Raw genomic sequence first — 21,361 nt, 5'->3', positions numbered from 1 at the left:
GGATAACGCCAGCAGCCGGGCCGCCCGTCGTTTCCGGGCCCGTTGCCGTCGGCGGCGCGCCCCGACAAGCGGGTCGGGGCGACGGGCGAGCCGATAGGATGGGGGTCTCGCGTCGCATCGTATGGAGGGCCCCACCGATGACCCGTGGCATGTCCCACCTGGAAGACAGTTCCGACCTCGTCGGCAGCCCCTACGTGCGCGACCCCGATATTCGGGGACTGATCGACGACCCCGTGCCGACCGGGGGTGACAACCCGCACAAGATCGCGATGCTCGGCCTCACCTTCGACGACGTCCTGCTGCTGCCCGCCGCTTCCGATGTGGTTCCCGCCGCCGCGGACACGTCCAGCCAGCTCACCAAGAAGATCAGGCTCAAAGTGCCGCTCGTCAGTTCGGCGATGGACACGGTCACCGAGTCGCGGATGGCCATCGCCATGGCCCGGGCGGGCGGCATGGGTGTGCTGCACCGCAACCTGCCCGTCGCCGAGCAGGCCGGCCAGGTCGAGATGGTGAAGCGCTCGGAGGCCGGCATGGTCACCGACCCGGTCACCTGCCGCCCGGACAACACCCTGGCGCAGGTGGACGCGCTGTGCGCCCGGTTCCGGATCTCGGGCCTGCCGGTGGTCGACGACGTCGGCGCGCTGGTCGGCATCATCACCAACCGCGACATGCGGTTCGAGGTGGACCAGACTCGCAAGGTCGCCGAGGTGATGACCAAGGCCCCGCTGATCACCGCCCAGGAGGGCGTCAGCGCCGACGCGGCGCTGGGCCTGTTGCGCCGCAACAAGATCGAGAAGCTGCCCGTCGTCGACGGCCACGGCCGGCTCACCGGGCTGATCACCGTCAAGGACTTCGTCAAGACCGAACAGCACCCGCTGGCCACCAAGGACAGCGACGGCCGGCTGCTGGTGGGCGCCGCCGTGGGCGTCGGCGGCGACGCGTGGGTGCGCGCGATGATGCTGGTCGACGCCGGGGCCGACGTCCTGATCGTCGACACCGCGCACGCGCACAACCGGCTGGTGCTCGACATGGTTGGCAAGCTGAAGGCCGAGGTGGGCGAGAAGGTCGAAGTGATCGGCGGGAACGTCGCCACCCGGTCCGCGGCCCTGGCGCTGGTCGACGCCGGAGCCGACGCGGTCAAGGTCGGCGTGGGACCGGGCTCGATCTGCACCACCCGGGTGGTGGCCGGGGTCGGCGCGCCACAAATCACGGCGATCCTAGAGGCCGTCGCGGCCTGCGGGCCGGCGGGCGTGCCGGTGATCGCCGACGGCGGACTGCAGTATTCCGGCGACATCGCCAAGGCCCTGGCCGCCGGTGCCTCGACTGCCATGCTGGGCTCGCTGCTGGCCGGCACCGCCGAGGCCCCCGGCGAGCTGATCTTCGTCAACGGGAAGCAGTTCAAGAGCTACCGGGGCATGGGGTCGCTGGGTGCCATGCAGGGCCGGGGAGGGGCGAAGTCGTACTCCAAGGACCGCTACTTCGCCGACGACGCTCTGAGCGAGGACAAGCTGGTCCCCGAGGGAATCGAGGGCCGAGTGCCGTTCCGCGGACCGCTGTCGTCGGTGATCCACCAGCTGACCGGCGGTCTGCGCGCCGCGATGGGCTACACCGGATCGCCCACCATCGAGGCGCTGCAGCAGGCGCAGTTCGTCCGGATCACTTCGGCCGGGCTGCGCGAAAGCCATCCGCACGACGTCGCCATGACCGTCGAAGCGCCCAACTACTTTGCGCGCTGAGGCCGGGATGGTCGAAATCGGGATGGGCCGCAACGCCCGTCGTACCTATGAACTGAGCGAAGTCAGCATCGTGCCGTCGCGGCGCACCCGATCGTCGCAGGACGTGTCCACCACCTGGCAGCTGGACGCCTACCGCTTCGAGATCCCGGTGGTGGCCCACCCGACCGACGCACTGGTGTCGCCCGAGTTCGCCATCGAGCTCGGCCGCCTCGGCGGGCTCGGCGTGCTCAACGGCGAAGGCCTGATCGGCAGGCACGCCGACGTAGAGGGCAAGATCGCCCAGCTCGTCGAGGCCGCCACCAAGGAGCCCGAACCGTCGGCGTCGATCCGGCTGCTGCAGGAGTTGCACGCCGCCCCGCTGAACCCCGACCTGCTGGGGTCCGCGGTCGCGCGCATCCGGGAGGCGGGGGTGACCACGGCGGTGCGGGTCAGCCCGCAGAACGCGCAGGCGCTGACGCCGGTGCTGCTGCAGGCCGGCATCGACCTGCTGGTCATCCAGGGCACCATCGTGTCCGCCGAGCGGGTGGCCAGCGACGGGGAACCGTTGAACCTGAAGACCTTCATCTCCGAGCTCGACGTGCCGGTGGTGGCCGGCGGGGTGCTCGACCACCGCACCGCTCTGCACCTGATGCGCACCGGCGCCGCCGGCGTCATCGTCGGCTACGGCTCCACCCGGGGCGTCACCACCAGCGACGAGGTGCTGGGCATCAGCGTGCCGATGGCGACCGCCATCGCCGACGCCGCCGCCGCGCGGCGCGAATACCTCGACGAGACCGGCGGCCGTTACGTGCACGTGCTGGCCGACGGCGACATCCACACCTCCGGCGAGCTGGCCAAGGCGATCGCCTGCGGCGCCGACGCGGTGGTGCTGGGCACCCCGCTCGCCGAATCCGCCGAAGCCCTCGGCGAGGGCTGGTTCTGGCCGGCCGCGGCGGCGCACCCGTCGTTGCCCCGCGGGGCGTTGCTGCAGATCGCGCTGGGCGAGCGCCCGCCGCTGGAGCGGGTGCTCAACGGGCCCTCTGACGACCCGTTCGGCTCCCTGAACCTGGTCGGCGGCCTGCGCCGGTCGATGGCCAAGGCCGGCTATTGCGACCTCAAGGAGTTCCAGAAGGTCGGGCTGACCACTGGAAGCTGAGGCCGGCCGAGGACCGGGGGCACTGGCTCGTTACCCGTGAGTAAGGCCATACTGGTGCGATGAGGCCGGATTACGACGTTCTGATTATCGGTTCGGGTTTCGGGGGCAGCGTCAGCGCGCTGCGGCTGACCGAAAAGGGCTACCGCGTAGGCGTATTGGAGGCCGGGCGGCGCTTCGCCGACGAGGACTTCGCCGAGACCTCCTGGGACCTGCGCAAGTTCCTGTGGGCGCCGAGGATGGGTTGCTACGGCATTCAGCGGATCCACCCCTTGAAGAACGTGCTGATCCTGGCCGGCGCCGGGGTGGGCGGGGGCTCCCTGAACTACGCCAACACGCTCTACGTGCCGCCGGAGCCGTTCTTCAAAGACCGGCAGTGGTCGCACATCACCGACTGGCGCGACGAGTTGATGCCGCATTACGAGCAGGCGAAACGGATGCTCGGGGTGGTCAAGAACCCGACCTTCACCGACGCCGACCGGGTCCTCAAGGAAGTCGCCGACGAGATGGGCTGCGGCGACACCTTCGTGTCCACCCCGGTCGGGGTGTTCTTCGGCCCCGACGGCGCCAAGACCCCCGGCAAGACCGTGCCGGACCCGTATTTCGGCGGCGCGGGACCGGAGCGCACCGGCTGCCTGGAATGCGGCTGCTGCATGACGGGCTGTCGCTACGGCGCCAAGAACACGCTGCTGAAGAACTACCTAGGCCTCGCCGAATCGGCTGGGGCACAAGTCATTCCGATGACGACGGTCAAGGGCTTCCAGCAGCGCTCCGACGGCGTGTGGGAGGTCCGCACGGTGCGCACGGGAAGCTGGCTGCGCAGGGACCGGCACACCTACACCGCGACGCACCTGATCCTGGCCGCGGGCACCTGGGGAACGCAGCACCTGCTGTTCAAGATGCGCGACAAGGGCAAGCTACCGCGCCTCTCCGAGCGGCTCGGCGTGCTGACCCGCACCAACTCCGAGTCCATCGTCGGGGCCGGGAAGCTCCAGGTCGACCCGAAACTGGACCTGACGCACGGGGTGGCCATCACGTCGTCGATCCATCCCACCGCAGACACCCACGTCGAACCCTGCCGCTACGGCAAGGGGTCCAACGCGATGGGGCTGCTGCAGACGCTGATGACCGACGGCACCGGTCCGGAGGGCACCGACGTGCCGCGCTGGAAGCAACTGCTGGACCAGGCGCGCGAGGATCCGCGCCGCATGATGCGGATGCTCAACGTCCACCAGTGGAGCGAGCGCACCCTGATCGCCCTGGTCATGCAGCACCTGGACAACTCGATCACCACCTACACCAAACGCGGGAAGCTGGGCATCCGCTGGTACACCAGCAAGCAGGGGCACGGCGATCCCAACCCGGCCTGGAACCCCGTCGGGAACAAGGTCACCCGGCGCATCGCCGAAAAGATCGACGGCGTGGCCGGCGGCACCTGGGGTGAGCTGTTCAACATCCCGCTGACCGCCCACTTCCTCGGCGGCGCGGCGATCGGCGACAGCGCCGAAGACGGCGTGATCGACCCGTATCACCGGGTCTACGGCTACCCCACGATGTTCGTGGTGGACGGCGCCGCGATCTCGGCGAACCTGGGCGTCAACCCGTCGCTGTCCATCACCGCACAGGCCGAACGCGCCGCCTCGCTGTGGCCGAACAAGGGCGAGAACGATCGGCGCCCAGCGCAGGGCCAGCCCTACCGCCGGCTGGACCCGATCGCGCCGCAGCAACCCGTGGTGCCCGCGGACGCGCCGGGTGCGCTGCGCTGGTTGCCGATCACCCCGGTGCCCTCGGCCGGCTAGCTCGCGATCGCCTCGCGTTTGGTCGGTCGGCGACCCGCAGCGCTTGGCTGCGCCTAGCTTGCGATCGCCTCAAGTGGGGCGCCGCTGACCACCCGGCTGCGTTCCCGGTGCACATTGAAGGGCACGTCGCCCATCAGGGTGACGCGGTGCATCAGCCGGGGCTGGTCGTCGTAGTCGTCGATGGCGCGGTGCTGGGTGGCCCGGTTGTCCCAGATGGCCACGTCGCCCGGCGCCCAATTCCAGCGAATGGTGTTCTCGGGGACGGTGATTCGTCGTTGCAGCAAATCGAAGAGCACCGTGGATTCGTAATTGTCCAGGCCAACGAACCCGCGCACGAAATCTCCCAGTAGCAGCGTGCGTTCACCGGTCTCCGGGTGGACCCGCACCACGGGATGCTCGGTGCGGAAATCCGGCTTCTCGAAGGCCTGCCGGAACGCGCGCTGCGCGTCGGTCATTGCTTCAGGGGTGATGTAGTCGTACCGGTTGGTGTGCACCGCCCACAGGTCGTCGACGAGCCAGGCGAGCGGTTCCGGCAGGTGCTCGTAGGCGGCGGCGGTGTTGGCCCACAGCGTCGAGCCGCCGTACCGGGGCAGGGTGACCGCCCGCAGGATCGAGGCGGCCGGGTAGTTCGCGACGAACGTAACGTCGGTGTGCCAGCGGGTCGCCTTGCCGTACTCGGAGTTGATCGGCGTGATGACCGGCGCGTTCTTGGCGGCGAGCACCTCGGCGGCCGGATGGCCCACGGGCGTGCCCAGCTGTGCGGCGAACGCGAGTTGCTCCTGGTCATCCAGGTGGTGCTGGTGGCGAAAGAAGATCACCTTGTGGGCCAGCAGCGCCTGGCGGACCTTCTCGATCGCGTCCGGGTCGAGGTCGCCCCCGAGGCGCACCCCGTCGACCCGCGCGCCGATGCGGCTACCCAGCTTGGTGACGGTTATCTGACCGATCATTTTCATCAATCCTCGTGTGAAAGGGGTGTAGTCAATTGACTACATCGAGTACTGTAGTCACATGACTACACGTTCCGCAAGTGGCCGCGCGAACATGCCCACCGGGCGGGCCGAGGTCGCTGCGGCGATCCTGGAAGCCGCCACCGACCTCTTCGCCGAACGGGGCCCGGCCGCGACGTCCATCCGCGACATCGCCGCGCGATCCAACGTCAACCACGGGCTGGTGTTCCGCCACTTCGGCACCAAGGAGAATCTGGTCGGCGCCGTGCTCGATCACCTGGGCGCCAACCTGAGCGCCCTGCTCAGTGAGGAGGCGCCGGCCGACGTCCTGGACCGGGCCCTCGACCGGCAGATGCGGGTCATGGCCCGCACCGTGCTCGACGGGTATCCGGCGGGGCAGCTGCAGAAGCGCTTCCCCAACATCGCGACGCTACTCGGCTGGGTGCGGCCGCTTCACGACAACGAGATCGATGCGCGCCTGGCCGTCGCCAATGCCCTTGCGCTGCAATTCGGTTGGCGGCTGTTTGCGCCGATCCTGCGCTCGGCGACCGGGATCGACGAGCTGACGGACGACGAGATACGGCAGGCGGTGGGCTCAGAGGTGGACCGGATCCTCAAATCCGGCTGACGCTCACTTGCTCCGCGTCAGCGCCCGGCGGTGCAGTGGCTCGCGGCCAGGGGGCTGCTGTGGGGGCGGCATCAGCGGCTTGCGGGCTTGCACTGCAACGGTTTTCGGCGCATCAGTGCTCAGGGTGATCTCTTCGCCCGCGTGCCGGATGGTGAGTTGGCCGCCCGGCCCGTCGCGTACCGTGTAGGTGACGTCTGAATGGTTCACGTCGACGGTAAGCCGAAAATCGCGCCACCGAAGTCTGAATCTCAACCGCGAAATACCATCGGGCAGAGCAGGATCCAGCGACAGGATGCCCTCGTCGTCGCGCAGGCCGCCGAAGCCGCCCACCAGCGCCGTCCAGGCGCCGGCGAGCGAGGCCATGTGCAAGCCGTCGCGGGTGTTGTGGTGTAGGTCGCGCAGGTCGATCAGCCCGGCCTCGTAGGCGTAGTCGTGCGCCAATTCCAGGTGCCCGACCTCGGCGCACATCACCGCCTGCGTGCAGGCCGACAGCGACGAGTCGCGCACCATGCGCCGCTCGTAGTAATCGACGTTGCGCGCCTTCTGTTCCGGCGTGAAGAAGTGGCTCTGCCACTGCATCGCCAGCACCAGGTCGGCCTGCTTGATCACCTGCGCCGGATAGAGCCGCACGTACGGGTCGTGCAGCAGCAACGGATAGGCGTGGTTCTCCTGGAAGTCCCACTCCGCGAGGGTGGTGAACCCCTCGCACTGCTGGTGGACCCCCAGGCCGGCGTCGTAGGGAATGTTCGCGGCATCGGCGGCGTCTCGCCACGAGGCCGTCTCCTCGGTGGTGACGCCCATCGCCTCCGCCGCCTCGGGGTGGCGGTTGCAGGCGTCGGCGGCGGTGCGCAGGTTGTGCGCGGCCATCAGGTTGGTGAAGACGTTGTCGCGCACGATCGCCGTGTACTCGTCGGGGCCGGTGACGCCGTCGAGGTGCCAGAGGCCGTGCCGGTCGTGGTGGCCGAGGGAGAGCCAGAGCCGGGCGGTCTCGACCAGCACGCCGAGGCCGCAATTCTTCTCCAGTTCCTCGTCGCCGGTGACGATGCGGTACCGCTCGAAGGCCATGGCGATGTCGGCGTTGATGTGCCAGGCCGCCGTGCCGGCCGGCCAGTAGGCCGAGCACTCCTGCCCGCGAATGGTCCGCCAGGGGAAAGCGGCGCCCTGCAGGCCCAGCTCGGCCGCCCGCTCTTTGGCCAGGTCCAGGGTCGACGCCCGCCACCGCAGGGCGTCGGCCACCGCGTGCGGTGCGGTGTAGGTGAGCACCGGCAGCACGTAACTTTCGGTGTCCCAGAAGGCGTGGCCGTCGTAGCCGGTTCCGGTGAGCCCCTTGGCCGGGATCGCGCGGCGCTCGGCGCGCACGCTGGCCTGCAGCAGATGGAAAAGCCCGAACCGCACCGCTTGCTGGGATTCCGGGTCGCCCTCGACCTCGACGTCCGCGCTGTCCCAGAAGTCGTCCAGGTAGGCCCGCTGCGAATCCAGCAGCCCCTGCCATCCGGTGTAGCGGGCGCTGTGGATGGCGGCGGCGGCCTGGTCGCGCAGGGCCGGGCGCGAGCGCATGCTCGACCAGCCATACGCCAGGTATTTGACGATGCGCAGCTTCTGCCCGGCGCGCAGCCCACAGATCACCGTGGTCCGGGCCAGATCGTCGCGGGCGTCGGTGCTGAACTCGACGCGGCCGGGAACGTCGAGCTCATGGTCCATCGCGGCCGACATCATCAGGGCGCTGCTACGGGTGCGGTGCATGAGAAGCGCCCCGGTCTCGGTGTTTTCGTGATCGACGGCCACCAAAGGGCTCTCCAGAATGGCCGACACCCGCGGGTCGCCCGAGGTCTGGGGCTGGTCCTCGTTGGTGACCAGCTCGGACTGCACCGTCACGCGGACGAAATCGCCGACCGCTTCCACGACGTATTCGATGGCGGCGACACCGCGCTGCGCCAGCGACACCAGCCGGGTGGACACCAGCTTGATCTCCTTGCCCGCGGGGGAGCGCCAATGCGCGCCGCGTGTCATCGTCCCGGCGCGCATGTCGAGAACCCGCTCGTGCGAGAGCAATTCGCCGTAGCGGACGTCGAACGGCTCGTCCTCGACCAGCAGGCGGATGATCTTGCCGTTGGTGACGTCGACGATGGTCTGGCCGGCCTCCGGATAGCCGTAGCCGGCCTCGGCGTAGGGCAGCGGCCGGATTTCGTAGAAGGAATTCAGGTAGGTGCCGGGCAGACCGTAGGGCTCACCCTCGTCGAGGTTGCCGCGCAGCCCGATGTGCCCGTTGGACAGGGTGAACAGGGACTCGGACTGGGCCAACAGGTTCAGGTCGAGCCTTGTTTCGCAGACGTGCCACGGATCGACGGGGAATGCTTCGTCGTCGATCATGACTGCAGCAGCTCGGCGAGGTCGGTGACCACCACATCGGCGCCGTTGCGTCGTAGATCGTCGGCTTGGCCAACTCGGTCGACTCCCACCACGTAGCCGAAGTTACCGGCATGGCCGGCCTGCACGCCCGATATCGCGTCCTCGAACACGGCCGCGGCCCCGGCCTCGACGCCGAGCAAATCCGCCCCGCGCAGATAGGAGTCTGGCGCCGGCTTGCCGGCGATGTGCTCGTCGCGCAGCGTGACGCCGTCCACCCGCTTCTGGATGAACTGGTCCAGGCCGGTGATCTCGAGGACGTCACGGGTGTTGGCGCTCGAAGACACCACCGCAATTCCCAGGCCGGCCGCCGAGACCGCCTCCAGATATCGCCGCGAGCCCTCGAAGACCTCGACGCCGTCCTCGCGCAGCACCCGCTGGAACATGTCGTTCTTGCGGTTGCCCAGGCCGTATACCGTCTCGGCGTCTCCCGCGTCATCGGGGCTGCCGTCGGGCAGCTCGATCCCGCGGCTCTGCAAAAAGGACCGGACCCCGTCCTCGCGCTTCTTGCCGTCCACGTATTTCCGGTAGTCGTCGGCGGCATCGAACGGCACGAATTCTTCGCCGGTGCGTTTGGCCCGTTCGGACAGGTAGTCGTCGAACATGGCCTTCCAGGCCTTGGTGTGCACGCTCGCGGTATCGGTGAGCACACCGTCGAGGTCGAACAGACAGGCATGCACCTTCTCGGGCAGACCGAGCACGGGTGGACCTCGCTTCCTGGCCGTGGAGGACTAGTTGAGCGATACCCACTCCACCATGCAGAGCAATCCGAGCGCTACCTCGGCCCACCAGGCGCTGGTGCTCGTTACGTACGCCGACGGCTCTCCCGGATGACGCGGGCCATTTCCATCGGGCGCTCGAGGGCCGAGAAGTGGCCGGCGCCGGGCACAGTGATGGCTTCCGCATTCAGCCGGACAGCAACGTGCGAGCGCTCCGCCGGACGCGACCAGTCGCGCTCGCTGTAGACGAGCGTGACGGGAACGCTGACCTGCCCGTAGCGGCTTCGGGCGTCGACGAACCCGGTGAGGCTGCGGATGATGGCCCGGTTGACCCTGGCGTATCCGCGTCGGCGACCGCTGCGGCGCAGTTCGGTGAGGAAGTCCTTCGGCAGCGCGTGGCGGTCGGCGAAGCCGCCGGCCAGCACGCCTTGGAGGATCAGGCGATTCTCCAGTCTGGCGAAGACAGGTCCGGTGCCGGGCAGACGGACGGCGGCCCCGATCACGCGGGCGAACCAGTTGCCGCGTTCCAGGCCGCTCGGGTAGTCGTAAGGATTGAAGGCGACCACGTTGCGCACTTCGCCAATCAGCTCGATCGAGGCCAACAGCGCGATCGCCGCACCCATCGATTCACCGGCCAGCGTGACATCATGCAGCTCAAGCGTTTCGATGAATTCGACGACGGCCCTGCGTAGTTCCGGTTCGCCATATCGGGCACCCGCGACGATGTCGGACCACCCCATGCCGGGCAGATCCAGTGCGTAAACGTTGAATTCGTCCCAGAGCGCGGGCACCAGCCGCTGGAAGTAGTCCAGCTGCGTCCTTACGGTGTGCAACAGGACGACCGGTGGACCGCTTCCGGTCGTGAGGTAACGCAACCGGGATCCGTCGGAGCGCCGCAGGAACTTCACTTCACCGCGGCCGCCGCTCCACGTCATCGTGTACCGCTGATCAGCAATCTCATTGGGCGCCATGGCCTTCACCTTCTGCACACTGCTCGGATTGCGCGAAGCCGCCCGTCGGCCAGCGCGCGGGTCAGATTGCCGACCTTGCGCTCGAAGTCGTCGACGAAGGCGTGCAAACCCAGCGGGGTCGAGGGCTGGGCCAGCAGCGCGTGCATGAACTCGGACGCCTGCGCGGTCAGGTCGTTCCAGTGCTCGATGGCGAACCCGGCGGACTCGATGACGGCGCGCAATTCAGCGGGGGTGACCAGGTGGCTGCGCTCGGGTTCGTCGGCCCACGGCAGCGGGTATTCCAGTTTGCCGTGGCACCCGGTCGTGATGTCCCACAACGCAATCCGGCCGCCGGCCGCCAGTACCCGGTGCGCTTCGGCGTAGAGGCGCGCCTTGTCGGCGACGTTCATCTGAACGTGCTGGCTGATGACGACGTCAAAAGTGGCGTCAGCAAAGGGAAGTTCGGCGACGTCCGCCTGCCGGACGGATATCCGGTCGTCGAGACCGACCTGGCGATTGAGCCAACGGCTCGTTTCGCAGTACTCGTCGGTGAGATCCACGGCCGCCACCGTGCAGCCGCACCGGTCGGCGACGTAGCGGGCGGTGCCGCCGATCCCGCTGCCCGCGTCGAGCACCCGGCTTTCGCTGGTGATGCCCGCGAGATCCACCAGTTGGCTGGTGGCGAAGCGCCCCATGGTGTGAAAGTCCTCCAGCATGCCCAGGTCGGCGGGCTCGAGCCGGTCGAGGTCTTTCCCGGCGGACGTCAGGGCGCGCTCGATGTTGGGTCGGGACAGGCCGGTCGAGTACTGGCTCTGGATTGTCTCGTTCATCGGTGGACCTCCGTCCAGGCCGTGATTAGCGGGGGCATCGTGACCAGGGCGCCGGCCGCGAGCACCTCCCGGCGGAATAGCGGCACGAAGTCCTCGATGTCGGCGAGCTCGTCGATGCCGAAGCCGCCCTGCTCCGCGATGGGGGAGACCAACCGCCAGACTTCGGCGGCGTAAGCCAGGATGTCGGCGTCGGCGGCGGTGCCGACGGGGGTCCCCTGAGTCAGGCGCGGCGCGCCCAGGCCGGCGTCGGCGAAGACGGTGTGCAGCGTGGTGCCGAACCGGGCGGACAGTCCCATCGCCTCGAAGGCGCGGACGATGCCCGCCGTGACCCGTCCGAACAGCGGCAGGTCCGGGATGCTGCGCGTCGCGGTGATGTCGTTCTCGGAGAAGGCGATGACGCCGCCGGGGCGCACGAAGGAGCTCAGGTGCCGCAGGGTGCCGGCCGGGTCGGGCAGGTGCATCAGGATCAGCCGGCCGATGACCGCGTCCACCGGTTCGGCCGGCGCGATCGCGTCGACGGTGGCATGAGTGAATCGCACTGTGCGCAGACCCTGTTCGGCGACGCGGTCGCGGGCGAGCTCGACCATCGCGGGTGCGGCGTCCACGCCGAGGACGCTTCCGGTCGGACCGACCAGCCGAGCGGCGACGAACGACACGTCGCCGGGCCCGCAACCGATGTCGAGCACCCGCATGCCCGGGCGCAGTCCGGCGAGTCGCAGGGCGTGCTCGGTGTAGTCGTTGTACAGCCGCCCCTGCAGGATGAGCCGCCGCACCTCCACGTCGGCGTGGCCGAGGACATAAGTGCTCTCGCTCATGGGATATTCCTTTCGGTTTTGACGTGCCGGCAATAACCAGCCGACGACGATCGCGGCGCCGAGCGCGATGCCCGCGCAGACCAGCGAGCTCACCTGCAGGCCGTCCAGGAACGCGCGGTCGACCGCGTCGCGGACGCCAGTGGCCCGCTGCGCCGGCAACTGCTCGATCACCCTGTGCGCGAGCGCCATTGAGTGCCGCATCGCGTCCGCGGGCAGCCCGGTCAGCGCCTCCGTTCCGAGATGTCCCGAGTAGACCGACGCGAAGATGCTGCCGGCGATGGCGACGCCGAGCGTGCCCCCGAGTTCGCGCGTGGTGTCGTTGACGGCCGAGCCGACCCCGGCCTTGTCGGTAGACAACGACCCCATGATTGCCTCGGTGGCCGGGGAAACGGTCAGGCCGAGGCCGCCGCCGAGCAGCAGCATCTGCGCGGCGATCTGGATGTAGGGGGTGGCCGCGTCGGCGGTGGATGCCCAAGCCAGTCCGGCGGCGAAGACGGTCAGGCCGGCGGTGACAACGGCGGTGGTGCCCACCCGCTCCACCATCCGGGGCCCCGCGATGCTGGCCAGCGCGATGGAGGCGGCGACCGGCAGTAGTCGCACCCCGCTCTGGAATGCGGTGTAGTCCTTGATGAATTGGAAGTACTGGGTGATGACGAAGATGAAGCCGAACAACGTCAGGAAGCCGGCGGTCACCGCCAGGCTGCCGCCGGAGAACCGGCGGTTGACGAACACCGACACGTCCAGCATCGGGTGGTCGCTGCGCCGCTCCCACAGCGCGAATACGACGAGGACCGTTGCGGCCAAGGCGAATCCGGTCGCGGTGCGGACGTTGGTCCAACCCCAGGTGGGTGCCTCGATGACCGTGTAGACCAGTGCGGTGATGCCGACCGCCGACAGGAGCAGGCCGGGCACGTCGACGCGCGGTGCGGATGGGTCGCGTGAGGTCGGCACGAACAGGATTCCGCCGACGATGGCCAGCGCGGCGATCGGGATGTTCACCATGAAAATCGAGCCCCACCAGAAGTGTTCGAGTAGCCAACCGCCGCTGATGGGTCCCACTGCCACCCCGACGCCGACCATCGCCGCCCACAGCCCGATCGCCTTGGCGCGCGCCGCTGCGTCGGTGAAGATGTTGGTGATCAGCCCCAGTGTGGTCGGAAAGATCACCGCCGCGCCCACCCCCATGGCGGCGCGCGCCGCGATCAGCTGGTCGGCCGAATTGGTATGCGCGGCAACGGCGGAGGTTATCGCGAACAGCGCCAGGCCGGAGTTCAGCCAACTGCGTCGGCCGAAGCGGTCGCTGAGGCTCCCCGCGGAGAGCAGCAGTCCGGACATCACCAGGGTGTAGGCGTCGACGATCCACTGCAGCTGGGCCGTGTCGGCGCCGAGTTCGCGAGACAGGGTCGGCAGCGCGACGTTGACGATGGTGGCGTCGACGCTGATGACGAAGACCCCGAGGCAGATGACGGCCAGCGCCGGGATGGGGCGGTTCCGTAGGACAGGTTCGGTCGCATGAACAAGACGCTAAAGCTAATAGACAAATAAATCAAGTATATGATAGAAAATCACGTCAGCCCCTGGTAGGCTGGCTTGGTGGCGACCCGCAGGACCTACAATCAGAACTGCCCGATAGCGCTCGGGCTCGACGTCCTGGGCGAGCGCTGGACGCTGCTGATCCTGCGCGAGCTGGTCGGCGGCCCCCGCCGCTACGGGGACCTGCGCGCCGAGTTGCCCGGCATCGCAACGAATCTGCTGGCCGAGCGGCTCAAGGAACTGCAGGACGCGGGACTCGTCGACCGCGCCGACCTGCCCGCCCCGATCGCACGGACCGTCTACACCCTCAGTGACATGGGCTGGCAGCGGGCGTTGCCCGTCTTGAGGAGCGTCGCGTTGTTCGGCCTGGACCGGTTGGACCCGGTCGGGGGCGGCGCGGTGTCACCGCTCAACGGGTTTTTGGCCGGCATCCTGCTCGGCTTCGACTCCGGCAATGCGGCCGGGGTGGAGGCGACGTGCCGGGCCGAGATCGACGGCCGGCGCTTCGACTTCGCGGTGACCCAGGGCCGCCTAGCCGGTGGTCACGGTGAACCTTCCGTGACGATCACCGCCGGCGCGGCGGATCTGGTGACCGCCCGCCTGGGCGCGAGCGAGGCCAAGCGCGCGGCGGCGCTGCGGCGAATCACCGTGACGGGCGACCCGGCATCCGTCGACGCGGTGCGGGCGGCCTTCTCGCTGTAGGCCTCAATCCGGGCGGTCGAGCAGGGCGTCGGTGAGCGCCCGGGCGATGAACTTGCCGTACCGGGTGGCCGACCAGCCGCGTTCCAGGACGAGAAGCTCGTACAGCTCCGGGGCGTGATACGTCCACAGGACATCGCGCGCTTGCCTGGCGCTGACTCGAAGCCGCCTGGTGCGGGCGAGATCGGACGCGAACATCGTCATGGCGGTCAGCGTTTCCTGCCGGATCTGCTTCCAGACTTCGGCGGCGTCCGGCGACGACGCCGCGCCGTCGCGCGCGAGCAGCTGGATCGGCGCGCTGCGCGGCATGGTGGCGGCCAGGTGCCCGGCGTAGATTTCCAGCTTGCGGGCCGCATCGGCCGCATCGATCACGTTCTGGATCACGTCTCGCTGGGCCATCGGGATCGGCTCGTCGTCGCCGGCGACGGACACATCGAAGAGCGCTTTGAGCACGCCCGCCTTGGTGGCGAACGCCTTGTACACGGTTTCAACCGACACGCCTGCGTCGCTTGCGATCTCGGCGATGGTCGTCGCCGCATAGCCCTGAGTCAGGAATCTCCGGCGGGCGGCCGCGAGCACCCCGTGCCGGTTCTGCTGGGCCTGCTGGCGACGGCGGGTCGAGTCGTAACGCCGCGGAGGCCGGCCCTTGACAGATCCCATAATTGAATACATGCTCCTGTATCTATTACTGGTTACTGTATCAGAAGAAGGGAGCGTGACATGACAACCGCAACACGCCCCGCCCTGTCGGACGGCGCCCATCCCACGGACGTCGCGCGTGCGCTGGCACCCGAAATCACCGCGCGCGCCGATGAGGCCGAGGCGCTCGGGACGTTGCCGCGCGATCTGGTCGAGCGGCTGCGCGCGGCCGGCGTTTTCCGCGCCTTGCAGCCGCGTTCGCTCGGCGGGTTCGAAGTGGCCCCCGTCGAATTCATCCATCTGATCGAGGAATTGGCGCGTGCCGATGGTTCGGCGGGCTGGCTCGCGGCCATCGGTGCCGGCGCACCGGCGTTCACCGCTTGGCTCGAACCCGCCGTCGCCACCCAACTGTTCGGCCCGGACGCCGACTTTTTGGCGGCCACCGTGTTCGCCCCCACCGGGCGTGCCGTCCCGGACGGTGGCGGGCAATTCGCCGTCGACGGCCGGTGGCCGTTTGCCAGCGGTTGTCGCCATGCCGAATGGCTGCTGGGCGGAGTGTTCGTCTTCGACGGTGACACACCGCGAATGATCCCCGATCAGGGCCCGGACTGGCGCCTCGCGTTCTTCCCGCGCGCCGGCGCCGAGATCGTCGACAACTGGGACGTCCTGGGGCTGCGTGCCACCGGCAGCAACGACATACTCGCCCGGGGCCTGCGCGTCGCCGAAGAACGCACCATCAGCCCCTTCTTCCAGCCGGCCCGCCAGGACGGCCCGCTGTGGAGGCTGGCGTTCTTCACGCTCGTGGGGGTCGCCCTGGTCGGTGTTCCGCTCGGGATCGCGCGGCGGGCGCTCGACGAGTTCACCGACCTCGCGACGACGAAAACGCGCGCCGGCACGTTCGAGCCGCTCGCCGCGGATCCCGCCGCCCAGGTCGAGTTCGCCCGGGCCGAAGCCGCTTTGAGGTCGGCGCGGGCCTTCGTGCTCGATGAGGCCGGTGCCCTGTGGGACACCGCCCGCACCGGCGATCCACCGTCGCTCGAGCAGCGCGCCGGCTTCCAGCTGGCCGCCCAGCAGGCGATGCGCGCGGCGCGTCAAGCGGTCGATACGACGTTCAGCCTGACCGGTGCGGGCGCGGTGCACGCGGGTCACCCCCTGCAGCGATGCTTCCGGGATCTGCACACCGTGAGCCAGCACGTGTACTTCAGCCCGTCGGCCCTGAAGCGCTTCGCCGGCACCCGATTCGGCATCGCGCAACCGACCCACCTGATGTGAGGGCGTAGCCACTAAGCTGGCTGCCGTGGAAGCACCCTCGCCGCGGCCCGTGTTGGTGGTCGATTTCGGCGCACAATATGCGCAGCTGATCGCCCGGCGCGTCCGGGAGGCGCGGGTCTTCTCCGAGGTCATCCCGCACACCGCCTCGATCGACGAGATCAAGGCCCGCCAGCCGGCGGCGCTGGTGCTCTCCGGGGGACCGTCCAGCGTGTACGAACCGGGCGCCCCGCAACTCGACCCGGCGGTGTTCGACCTCGGCGTGCCCGTGTTCGGCATCTGCTACGGATTCCAGGCCATGGCGCAGGCCCTGGGCGGGACAGTCGCCCACACCGGCACCAGCGAGTACGGCCGTACCGAACTGAAAGTTGTTGGTGGCGAACTTCATTCGGGATTACCGGACTCCCAGCCAGTCTGGATGAGCCACGGTGACGCGGTCACCGCCGCACCGGACGGATTCGACGTGGTCGCCAGCAGCGCGGGCGCGGCGGTGGCGGCCTTCGAGAACCGGGCGCGCCGCCTGGCCGGTGTGCAATATCACCCCGAGGTCATGCACACCCCGCACGGCCAGCAGGTGCTCAGCCGCTTCCTGCACGACTTCGCCGGACTCGGGGCCGAGTGGACGCCGGCCAACATCGCCAGCGCGCTGGTGGAGCAGGTGCGCGAACAGATAGGTAACGGCCACGCGATCTGCGGACTCTCCGGCGGCGTCGACTCGGCGGTGGCCGCCGCACTGGTGCAACGCGCCATCGGTGACAGGCTGACGTGCGTCTTCGTTGATCACGGGCTGTTGCGCGCCGGCGAACGGGCGCAGGTGCAGCGCGATTTCGTCGCCGCTACCGGCGCCAACCTGGTCACCGTCGACGCGGCCGACACCTTCCTGCAGGCGCTCTCGGGAGTGACCAACCCCGAGGGCAAGCGCAAGATCATCGGTCGCCAGTTCATTCGCGCCTTCGAGGGCGCGGTGCGGGATATCTTGAGTGACACCGGGTCTGAGGTTGATTTCCTGGTGCAGGGCACGCTGTATCCGGACGTGGTGGAATCCGGTGGGGGGAGCGGGACCGCCAACATCAAGAGCCACCACAACGTCGGTGGCCTGCCCGACGACCTGAAGTTCAAGCTCGTCGAGCCGCTGCGGCTGCTGTTCAAGGACGAGGTGCGCGCCGTCGGGCGTGAGCTTGGCCTGCCGGAGGAAATCGTTGCGCGCCAACCGTTTCCGGGGCCCGGTCTGGGCATCCGGATCGTCGGCGAGGTCACCGCGCAGCGGTTGGAGACGCTGCGCCGCGCCGACTCCATCGCGCGCGAGGAACTCACCGCCGCCGGCCTGGACAACCTGATCTGGCAGTGCCCGGTGGTGCTGCTGGGGGAGGTCCGCTCGGTCGGTGTGCAGGGCGACAACCGCACCTACGGGCACCCGATCGTGCTGCGGCCGGTGTCCAGCGAGGACGCCATGACCGCCGACTGGACCCGGGTGCCCTACGAGGTGCTCGAGCGCATCTCGACCCGCATCACCAACGAGGTGGCCGAGGTCAACCGCGTGGTGCTGGACATCACCAGCAAACCCCCCGGCACCATCGAGTGGGAGTAGTGGCCCCAACGCCGGCTGTGTTTCGTCGCGACACATAACCAGTTGCGACGACACGCCGGCGGGGGCCGCGGTGGTTTATGTCTCGCGAATTTCGGTCGCCATTCGCGGTCGGAAAAGCCCCATCCGCCCCACCGGTATCGATCGCATAAAGCCGCCCCTCCCGTTTCTTGACGGTTGTCGGAGGGCGGGTGTTTACTCTCAATCAGTCGAACATACTTTCGAAAATAGTCGTGCGAGAGTGGCGGTAGGAGGCGGTCATGACTGCGGCTTTCGCCCCCGATCGCCAGCGGGAAACCCGCGCTGAGCAGCTCGAATCGCTGCGCCGACGGATGGCCGTGATCACCGGGAAGGCGCCGGGGCCCGCACCCGCCCGGTCTGACGACCTGCTGCCGGAATCGGAATCCCAGCTGGCGCTGCCGCCGTGGCTGGCGGAGTCGCTGCCGGCGCCCCTGCCGCGCGGGACGGTGGCGGTGCTCTCGGGCGCCCGGTCGCTGCTGCTTGGCATGGTGGCCGCGGTGACGGCGGCGGGCGGCAACGTGGCAATCGTCGGCCAGCCGGACATCGGACTGCTGGCCGCCGCGGAGATGGGGGCGGATCTGAGCCGGATCGCGGTGATACCGGACCCCGGAACCGATCCGGTGGAGGTGGCCGCGGTGCTCGTCGACGGTATGGATCTGGTGGTCCTCGGCCTGGGCGGGCGCCGGGTGCCGCAGACCCGGGCGCGGGCGGTGGTGGCGCGGGCCCGCAGCAAGGGGTGCACCGTGTTGGTCACCGACGGCGACTGGCAGGGCGCACCCACGCGGCTGGAGGCCAGGGTCTGCGGCTACGAGCTCACTTCCGGAAGCCGCCCTGGATTCGGGCGGATCAGCCGGGTGCGGCTGCAGGTCAGCGGGGTGTGTGCGGGACGACGGGTGACCGCCCGGGCGCGAGCCGGGTGAATTCTAAAGTGGCTTCCCGGGTGCTGGCCATCTGGTGCATGGACTGGCCCGCGGTCGCGGCGGCCGCGGCCGCGGGGCTGCCCGCGACCGCCCCGGTGGCGGTCACGCTGGGCAACCGGGTGATCGCCTGCTCGGCGGCCGCCCGTGCGGCGGGAGTGCGGCGGGGGCTGCGGCGCCGGGAGGCGGCGGCCCGGTGCCCGCAGCTGCACGTCGGCGCCGCCGACGCGGACCGCGACGCCCGCTTCTTCGAGGCGGTCGTTGCGGCGGTGGACGACCTGGTGCCGCGCGCCGAGGTGCTGCGGCCCGGGCTCTTGGTGTTGCCGGTACGCGGGGCGGCCCGTTATTTCGGTTCCGAGACCGACGCTGCCGAACGGCTGACCGACGCGGTGGCTGTGAGTTCAGCGGCCGGCGCCGAGTGCCAGGTCGGGATCGCCGACCAGTTGTCCACCGCGGTCTTCGCCGCGCGGGCGGGCCGGGTCGTCCCGCTGGGCGGCGACGCGAAGTTTCTGTCGGTGCTCTCGATCCGCCAGCTCGCCACCGAGCCCAGCCTGTGCGGCCCGGGGCGGGAAGAGCTGACGGACCTGTTGTGGCGGATGGGAATTCGCACCGTCGGGCAGTTCGCCGCGCTGTCGGCCACCGACGTGGCGTCCCGGTTCGGCGCCGACGGGGTGACCGCGCACCGGTTGGCCCGCGGCGAACCCGAACGGGGGCCGTCCGGTCGGGAGCCGCCGGAGGAGCTGGAGGCCGTGCTGGACTGCGACCCGCCGATCGACCGGGTCGACGCCGCGGCCTTCGCCGGGCGCTCGCTGGCCGCCGCGCTGCACCGGACGCTGATGGCCGCCGGGGTGGGCTGCACCCGGCTGGCCATTCACGCCGTCACCGCCAACGGCGAAGAGCTGCAACGGGTGTGGCGGTGCGCCGAGCCGTTGACCGAGGACGCCACAGCCGACCGGGTGCGCTGGCAACTCGACGGCTGGTTGAGCAGTCGGACCGCGCGCAACCCCCGCCCGACGGCCGCGGTGACGCTGTTGCGGCTGCAGGCCGTCGAGGTGGTGTCGGCGGGAGCGCTGCAGTTGCCGCTGTGGGGCGGCCTGGGTGCGGAGGACCGGCTGCGGGCCCGCCGGGCCCTGGTGCGGGTGCAGGGCCTGCTCGGCCCGGAGGCGGTGCGGGTGCCGGTGCTGTCCGGCGGGCGCGGGCCGGCCGAACGCATCACGTTGACCCCGCTGGGTGACGAGCCGGTTCCGCGGGCCGACCCGGGTCTGCCGTGGCCCGGCGGGCTACCCGAGCCGGCACCGGCGGTCCTGCTCGACGACCCGGTGGAAATGCTTGACGCCCAAGGGAACCCGGTACGGGTGACGAGCCGGGGGCTGTTCTCCGCCGACCCGGCGCGGCTGACCGTGCACGGCCGGGACGAGCGGCTGGACTGGTGGGCCGGACCGTGGCCGGTCGACGAGCGGTGGTGGGATGACCGGCGTATGGCCGGTCAAGGGGGAAGTCGCACCGCCCGCGCGCAGGTCCTGCTGGAGGGCGAGCGGGCGTTTCTGCTGTGCTATCGCCAGCGGCGCTGGTACCTCGAGGGCAGCTACGAGTAATGATGCCAAACCTTCGACCGTGCGAATCTTTCTCGGGAACCGCCTAATTGGCGCACAAAGGATCCTGCCCGTTCGATGAACCGGTCGAAGAAAGGCCCGCGTGTCCACAAGAGTTCCGGATCCAGCGCGACGGCGGCGGCGCGCCACTGCTGGTCCTCGCCGGTATCGATGCCGAAGCAAACGCAAGACTTCACTGTTTCCGGGATGCTCAGATCGGCGACTAGGCTGTCACGATGCCTACGACGTCGGAGCCCCCCGAGGGGACTGATTTAACGCCGCACTTCGACGATGTGCAGGCCCACTACGACTTGTCGGACGAATTCTTCCGGCTATTCCTCGACCCGACCCAGACGTACAGCTGCGCCTACTTCGAGCGCGACGACATGACGCTGGAAGAGGCGCAGATCGCCAAGATCGACCTCGCCCTCGGCAAACTTGGGTTGCAACCGGGCATGACGTTGCTCGACGTCGGCTGCGGTTGGGGGGCCACCATGATGCGCGCCCTCGAAAAGTACGACGTCAACGTCGTCGGCCTCACCCTGAGCCGCAACCAGGCCAATCACGTCGAGCAGCTGATCGCCCAATCCGATAGCCCACGTTCCGCGCGGATCCTGCTGCGAGGCTGGGAGCAGTTCGACGAGCCCGTCGACCGGATTGTCAGCATCGGTGCCTTCGAACACTTCGGGCACGAGCGCTACGACGCGTTCTTCACCCTGGCGCATGACCTGCTGCCCGATGACGGGATCATGTTGCTGCACACCATCACCGGGCTGCATCCGACGGAGATGGTCGAACGCGGCATGCCCTTATCGTTCACATTCGCCCGATTCATCAAATTCATAGTCACCGAGATCTTCCCGGGTGGGCGGCTGCCCTCGATACCGATGGTGCAAGAACGCGCCACCGCGAATGGCTTCACAGTAAGTCGCGTCCAGTCGCTGCAACCGCACTACGCGAAGACGCTCGACATCTGGTCTGCCGCACTGCAAGCCCACAAGGACGAGGCCATCGCGCTGCAATCCGAGGAAGTTTACGAACGATACATGAAATACCTGACCGGCTGCGCCGAGATGTTCCGTATCGGATACATCGACGTCAATCAGTTCACGCTGCAGAAATAACGTTCAGTGCACGGCGGGCA

Annotated in this window: 17 protein-coding genes; 10 read left to right on the top strand and 7 right to left on the bottom strand. The window is 69.0% G+C overall.

Going from position 1 to position 21,361, the window contains the following annotated elements:
- Positions 1-137 precede the first annotated feature (137 nt).
- Genes guaB through H7J89_RS15350 form a run of 3 tightly spaced genes read left to right on the top strand, consistent with a single transcriptional unit; the run spans position 138 to position 4,667 of the window.
- The gene (guaB, locus tag H7J89_RS15360) at positions 138-1,736 is read left to right on the top strand and encodes an IMP dehydrogenase (RefSeq protein WP_264044531.1); all 1,599 of its coding nucleotides are present in this window, start codon (positions 138-140) and stop codon (positions 1,734-1,736) included.
- Between the two features lie 7 nt (positions 1,737-1,743).
- A complete protein-coding gene (locus tag H7J89_RS15355) occupies positions 1,744-2,871 on the top strand; it encodes a GuaB3 family IMP dehydrogenase-related protein (protein ID WP_264044530.1) in 1,128 nt (375 codons plus the stop codon).
- Positions 2,872-2,930: 59 nt separating this feature from the next.
- A complete protein-coding gene (locus H7J89_RS15350) occupies positions 2,931-4,667 on the top strand; it encodes a GMC oxidoreductase (protein ID WP_264044529.1) in 1,737 nt (578 codons plus the stop codon).
- Between the two features lie 53 nt (positions 4,668-4,720).
- Here the strand turns inward: H7J89_RS15350 and H7J89_RS15345 are convergent, their stop codons facing one another.
- Positions 4,721-5,614, bottom strand: coding sequence for a TauD/TfdA dioxygenase family protein (locus H7J89_RS15345; protein ID WP_264044528.1), 894 nt, complete (start codon positions 5,612-5,614; stop codon positions 4,721-4,723).
- A 61-nt stretch (positions 5,615-5,675) separates the two neighbouring features.
- Between H7J89_RS15345 and H7J89_RS15340 the strand changes: the two genes are divergently transcribed.
- Positions 5,676-6,242, top strand: coding sequence for a TetR/AcrR family transcriptional regulator (locus tag H7J89_RS15340; RefSeq protein ID WP_264044527.1), 567 nt, complete (start codon positions 5,676-5,678; stop codon positions 6,240-6,242).
- 3 nt (positions 6,243-6,245) lie between these two features.
- Here H7J89_RS15340 and H7J89_RS15335 read toward each other — a convergent pair whose 3' ends face one another.
- From H7J89_RS15335 to H7J89_RS15315, 5 genes are all read right to left on the bottom strand, one after another.
- The gene (locus H7J89_RS15335; protein WP_264044526.1) at positions 6,246-8,612 is read right to left on the bottom strand and encodes a glycoside hydrolase family 65 protein; all 2,367 of its coding nucleotides are present in this window, start codon (positions 8,610-8,612) and stop codon (positions 6,246-6,248) included.
- Complete coding sequence (locus tag H7J89_RS15330) at positions 8,609-9,349, bottom strand: beta-phosphoglucomutase family hydrolase (RefSeq protein WP_264044525.1); 741 nt, start codon at positions 9,347-9,349, stop codon at positions 8,609-8,611. Before H7J89_RS15330 ends, H7J89_RS15335 begins: the two co-directional genes overlap by 4 nt.
- A gap of 104 nt (positions 9,350-9,453) precedes the next feature.
- The gene (locus H7J89_RS15325) at positions 9,454-10,338 is read right to left on the bottom strand and encodes an alpha/beta fold hydrolase (RefSeq protein ID WP_264044524.1); all 885 of its coding nucleotides are present in this window, start codon (positions 10,336-10,338) and stop codon (positions 9,454-9,456) included.
- A 5-nt stretch (positions 10,339-10,343) separates the two neighbouring features.
- Entirely contained in the window at positions 10,344-11,147 is an 804-nt protein-coding gene (locus tag H7J89_RS15320) for a class I SAM-dependent methyltransferase (protein WP_264044523.1), read from the bottom strand.
- Complete coding sequence (locus tag H7J89_RS15315; protein WP_264044855.1) at positions 11,144-13,444, bottom strand: DHA2 family efflux MFS transporter permease subunit; 2,301 nt, start codon at positions 13,442-13,444, stop codon at positions 11,144-11,146. Before H7J89_RS15315 ends, H7J89_RS15320 begins: the two co-directional genes overlap by 4 nt.
- A 111-nt stretch (positions 13,445-13,555) precedes the next feature.
- Between H7J89_RS15315 and H7J89_RS15310 the strand changes: the two genes are divergently transcribed.
- Entirely contained in the window at positions 13,556-14,197 is a 642-nt protein-coding gene (locus H7J89_RS15310) for a winged helix-turn-helix transcriptional regulator (protein ID WP_264044522.1), read from the top strand.
- Positions 14,198-14,200: 3 nt separating this feature from the next.
- Here the strand turns inward: H7J89_RS15310 and H7J89_RS15305 are convergent, their stop codons facing one another.
- Entirely contained in the window at positions 14,201-14,854 is a 654-nt protein-coding gene (locus H7J89_RS15305) for a TetR/AcrR family transcriptional regulator (protein WP_264044521.1), read from the bottom strand.
- Positions 14,855-14,914: 60 nt separating this feature from the next.
- Here H7J89_RS15305 and H7J89_RS15300 point away from each other — a divergent pair, with 60 nt between their 5' ends.
- The 5 genes from H7J89_RS15300 (at position 14,915) to cmaA1 (ending at position 21,341) form a co-directional block, all read left to right on the top strand.
- Positions 14,915-16,105: an acyl-CoA dehydrogenase family protein gene (locus H7J89_RS15300; protein WP_264044520.1), complete on the top strand. Its 1,191-nt coding sequence runs from the start codon at positions 14,915-14,917 to the stop codon at positions 16,103-16,105.
- Positions 16,106-16,130: 25 nt separating this feature from the next.
- Positions 16,131-17,690, top strand: coding sequence for a glutamine-hydrolyzing GMP synthase (gene guaA / locus H7J89_RS15295; protein WP_264044519.1), 1,560 nt, complete (start codon positions 16,131-16,133; stop codon positions 17,688-17,690).
- A gap of 257 nt (positions 17,691-17,947) precedes the next feature.
- The gene (imuA', locus tag H7J89_RS15290) at positions 17,948-18,628 is read left to right on the top strand and encodes a DnaE2-dependent mutagenesis accessory factor ImuA' (RefSeq protein WP_264044518.1); all 681 of its coding nucleotides are present in this window, start codon (positions 17,948-17,950) and stop codon (positions 18,626-18,628) included.
- 38 nt (positions 18,629-18,666) lie between these two features.
- Entirely contained in the window at positions 18,667-20,220 is a 1,554-nt protein-coding gene (locus tag H7J89_RS15285; RefSeq protein WP_264044853.1) for a DNA polymerase Y family protein, read from the top strand.
- A 233-nt stretch (positions 20,221-20,453) separates the two neighbouring features.
- Complete coding sequence (gene cmaA1 / locus H7J89_RS15280) at positions 20,454-21,341, top strand: cyclopropane mycolic acid synthase CmaA1 (RefSeq protein WP_264044517.1); 888 nt, start codon at positions 20,454-20,456, stop codon at positions 21,339-21,341.
- Positions 21,342-21,361: the final 20 nt, after the last annotated feature.

It is taken from the genome of Mycobacterium paraffinicum (genome assembly GCF_025822865.1).
GTDB lineage: Bacteria > Actinomycetota > Actinomycetes > Mycobacteriales > Mycobacteriaceae > Mycobacterium > Mycobacterium paraffinicum.
The sequence above is the reverse complement of the archived record's forward strand: the minus strand, read 5'-3'. Positions and strand labels throughout refer to the sequence as shown.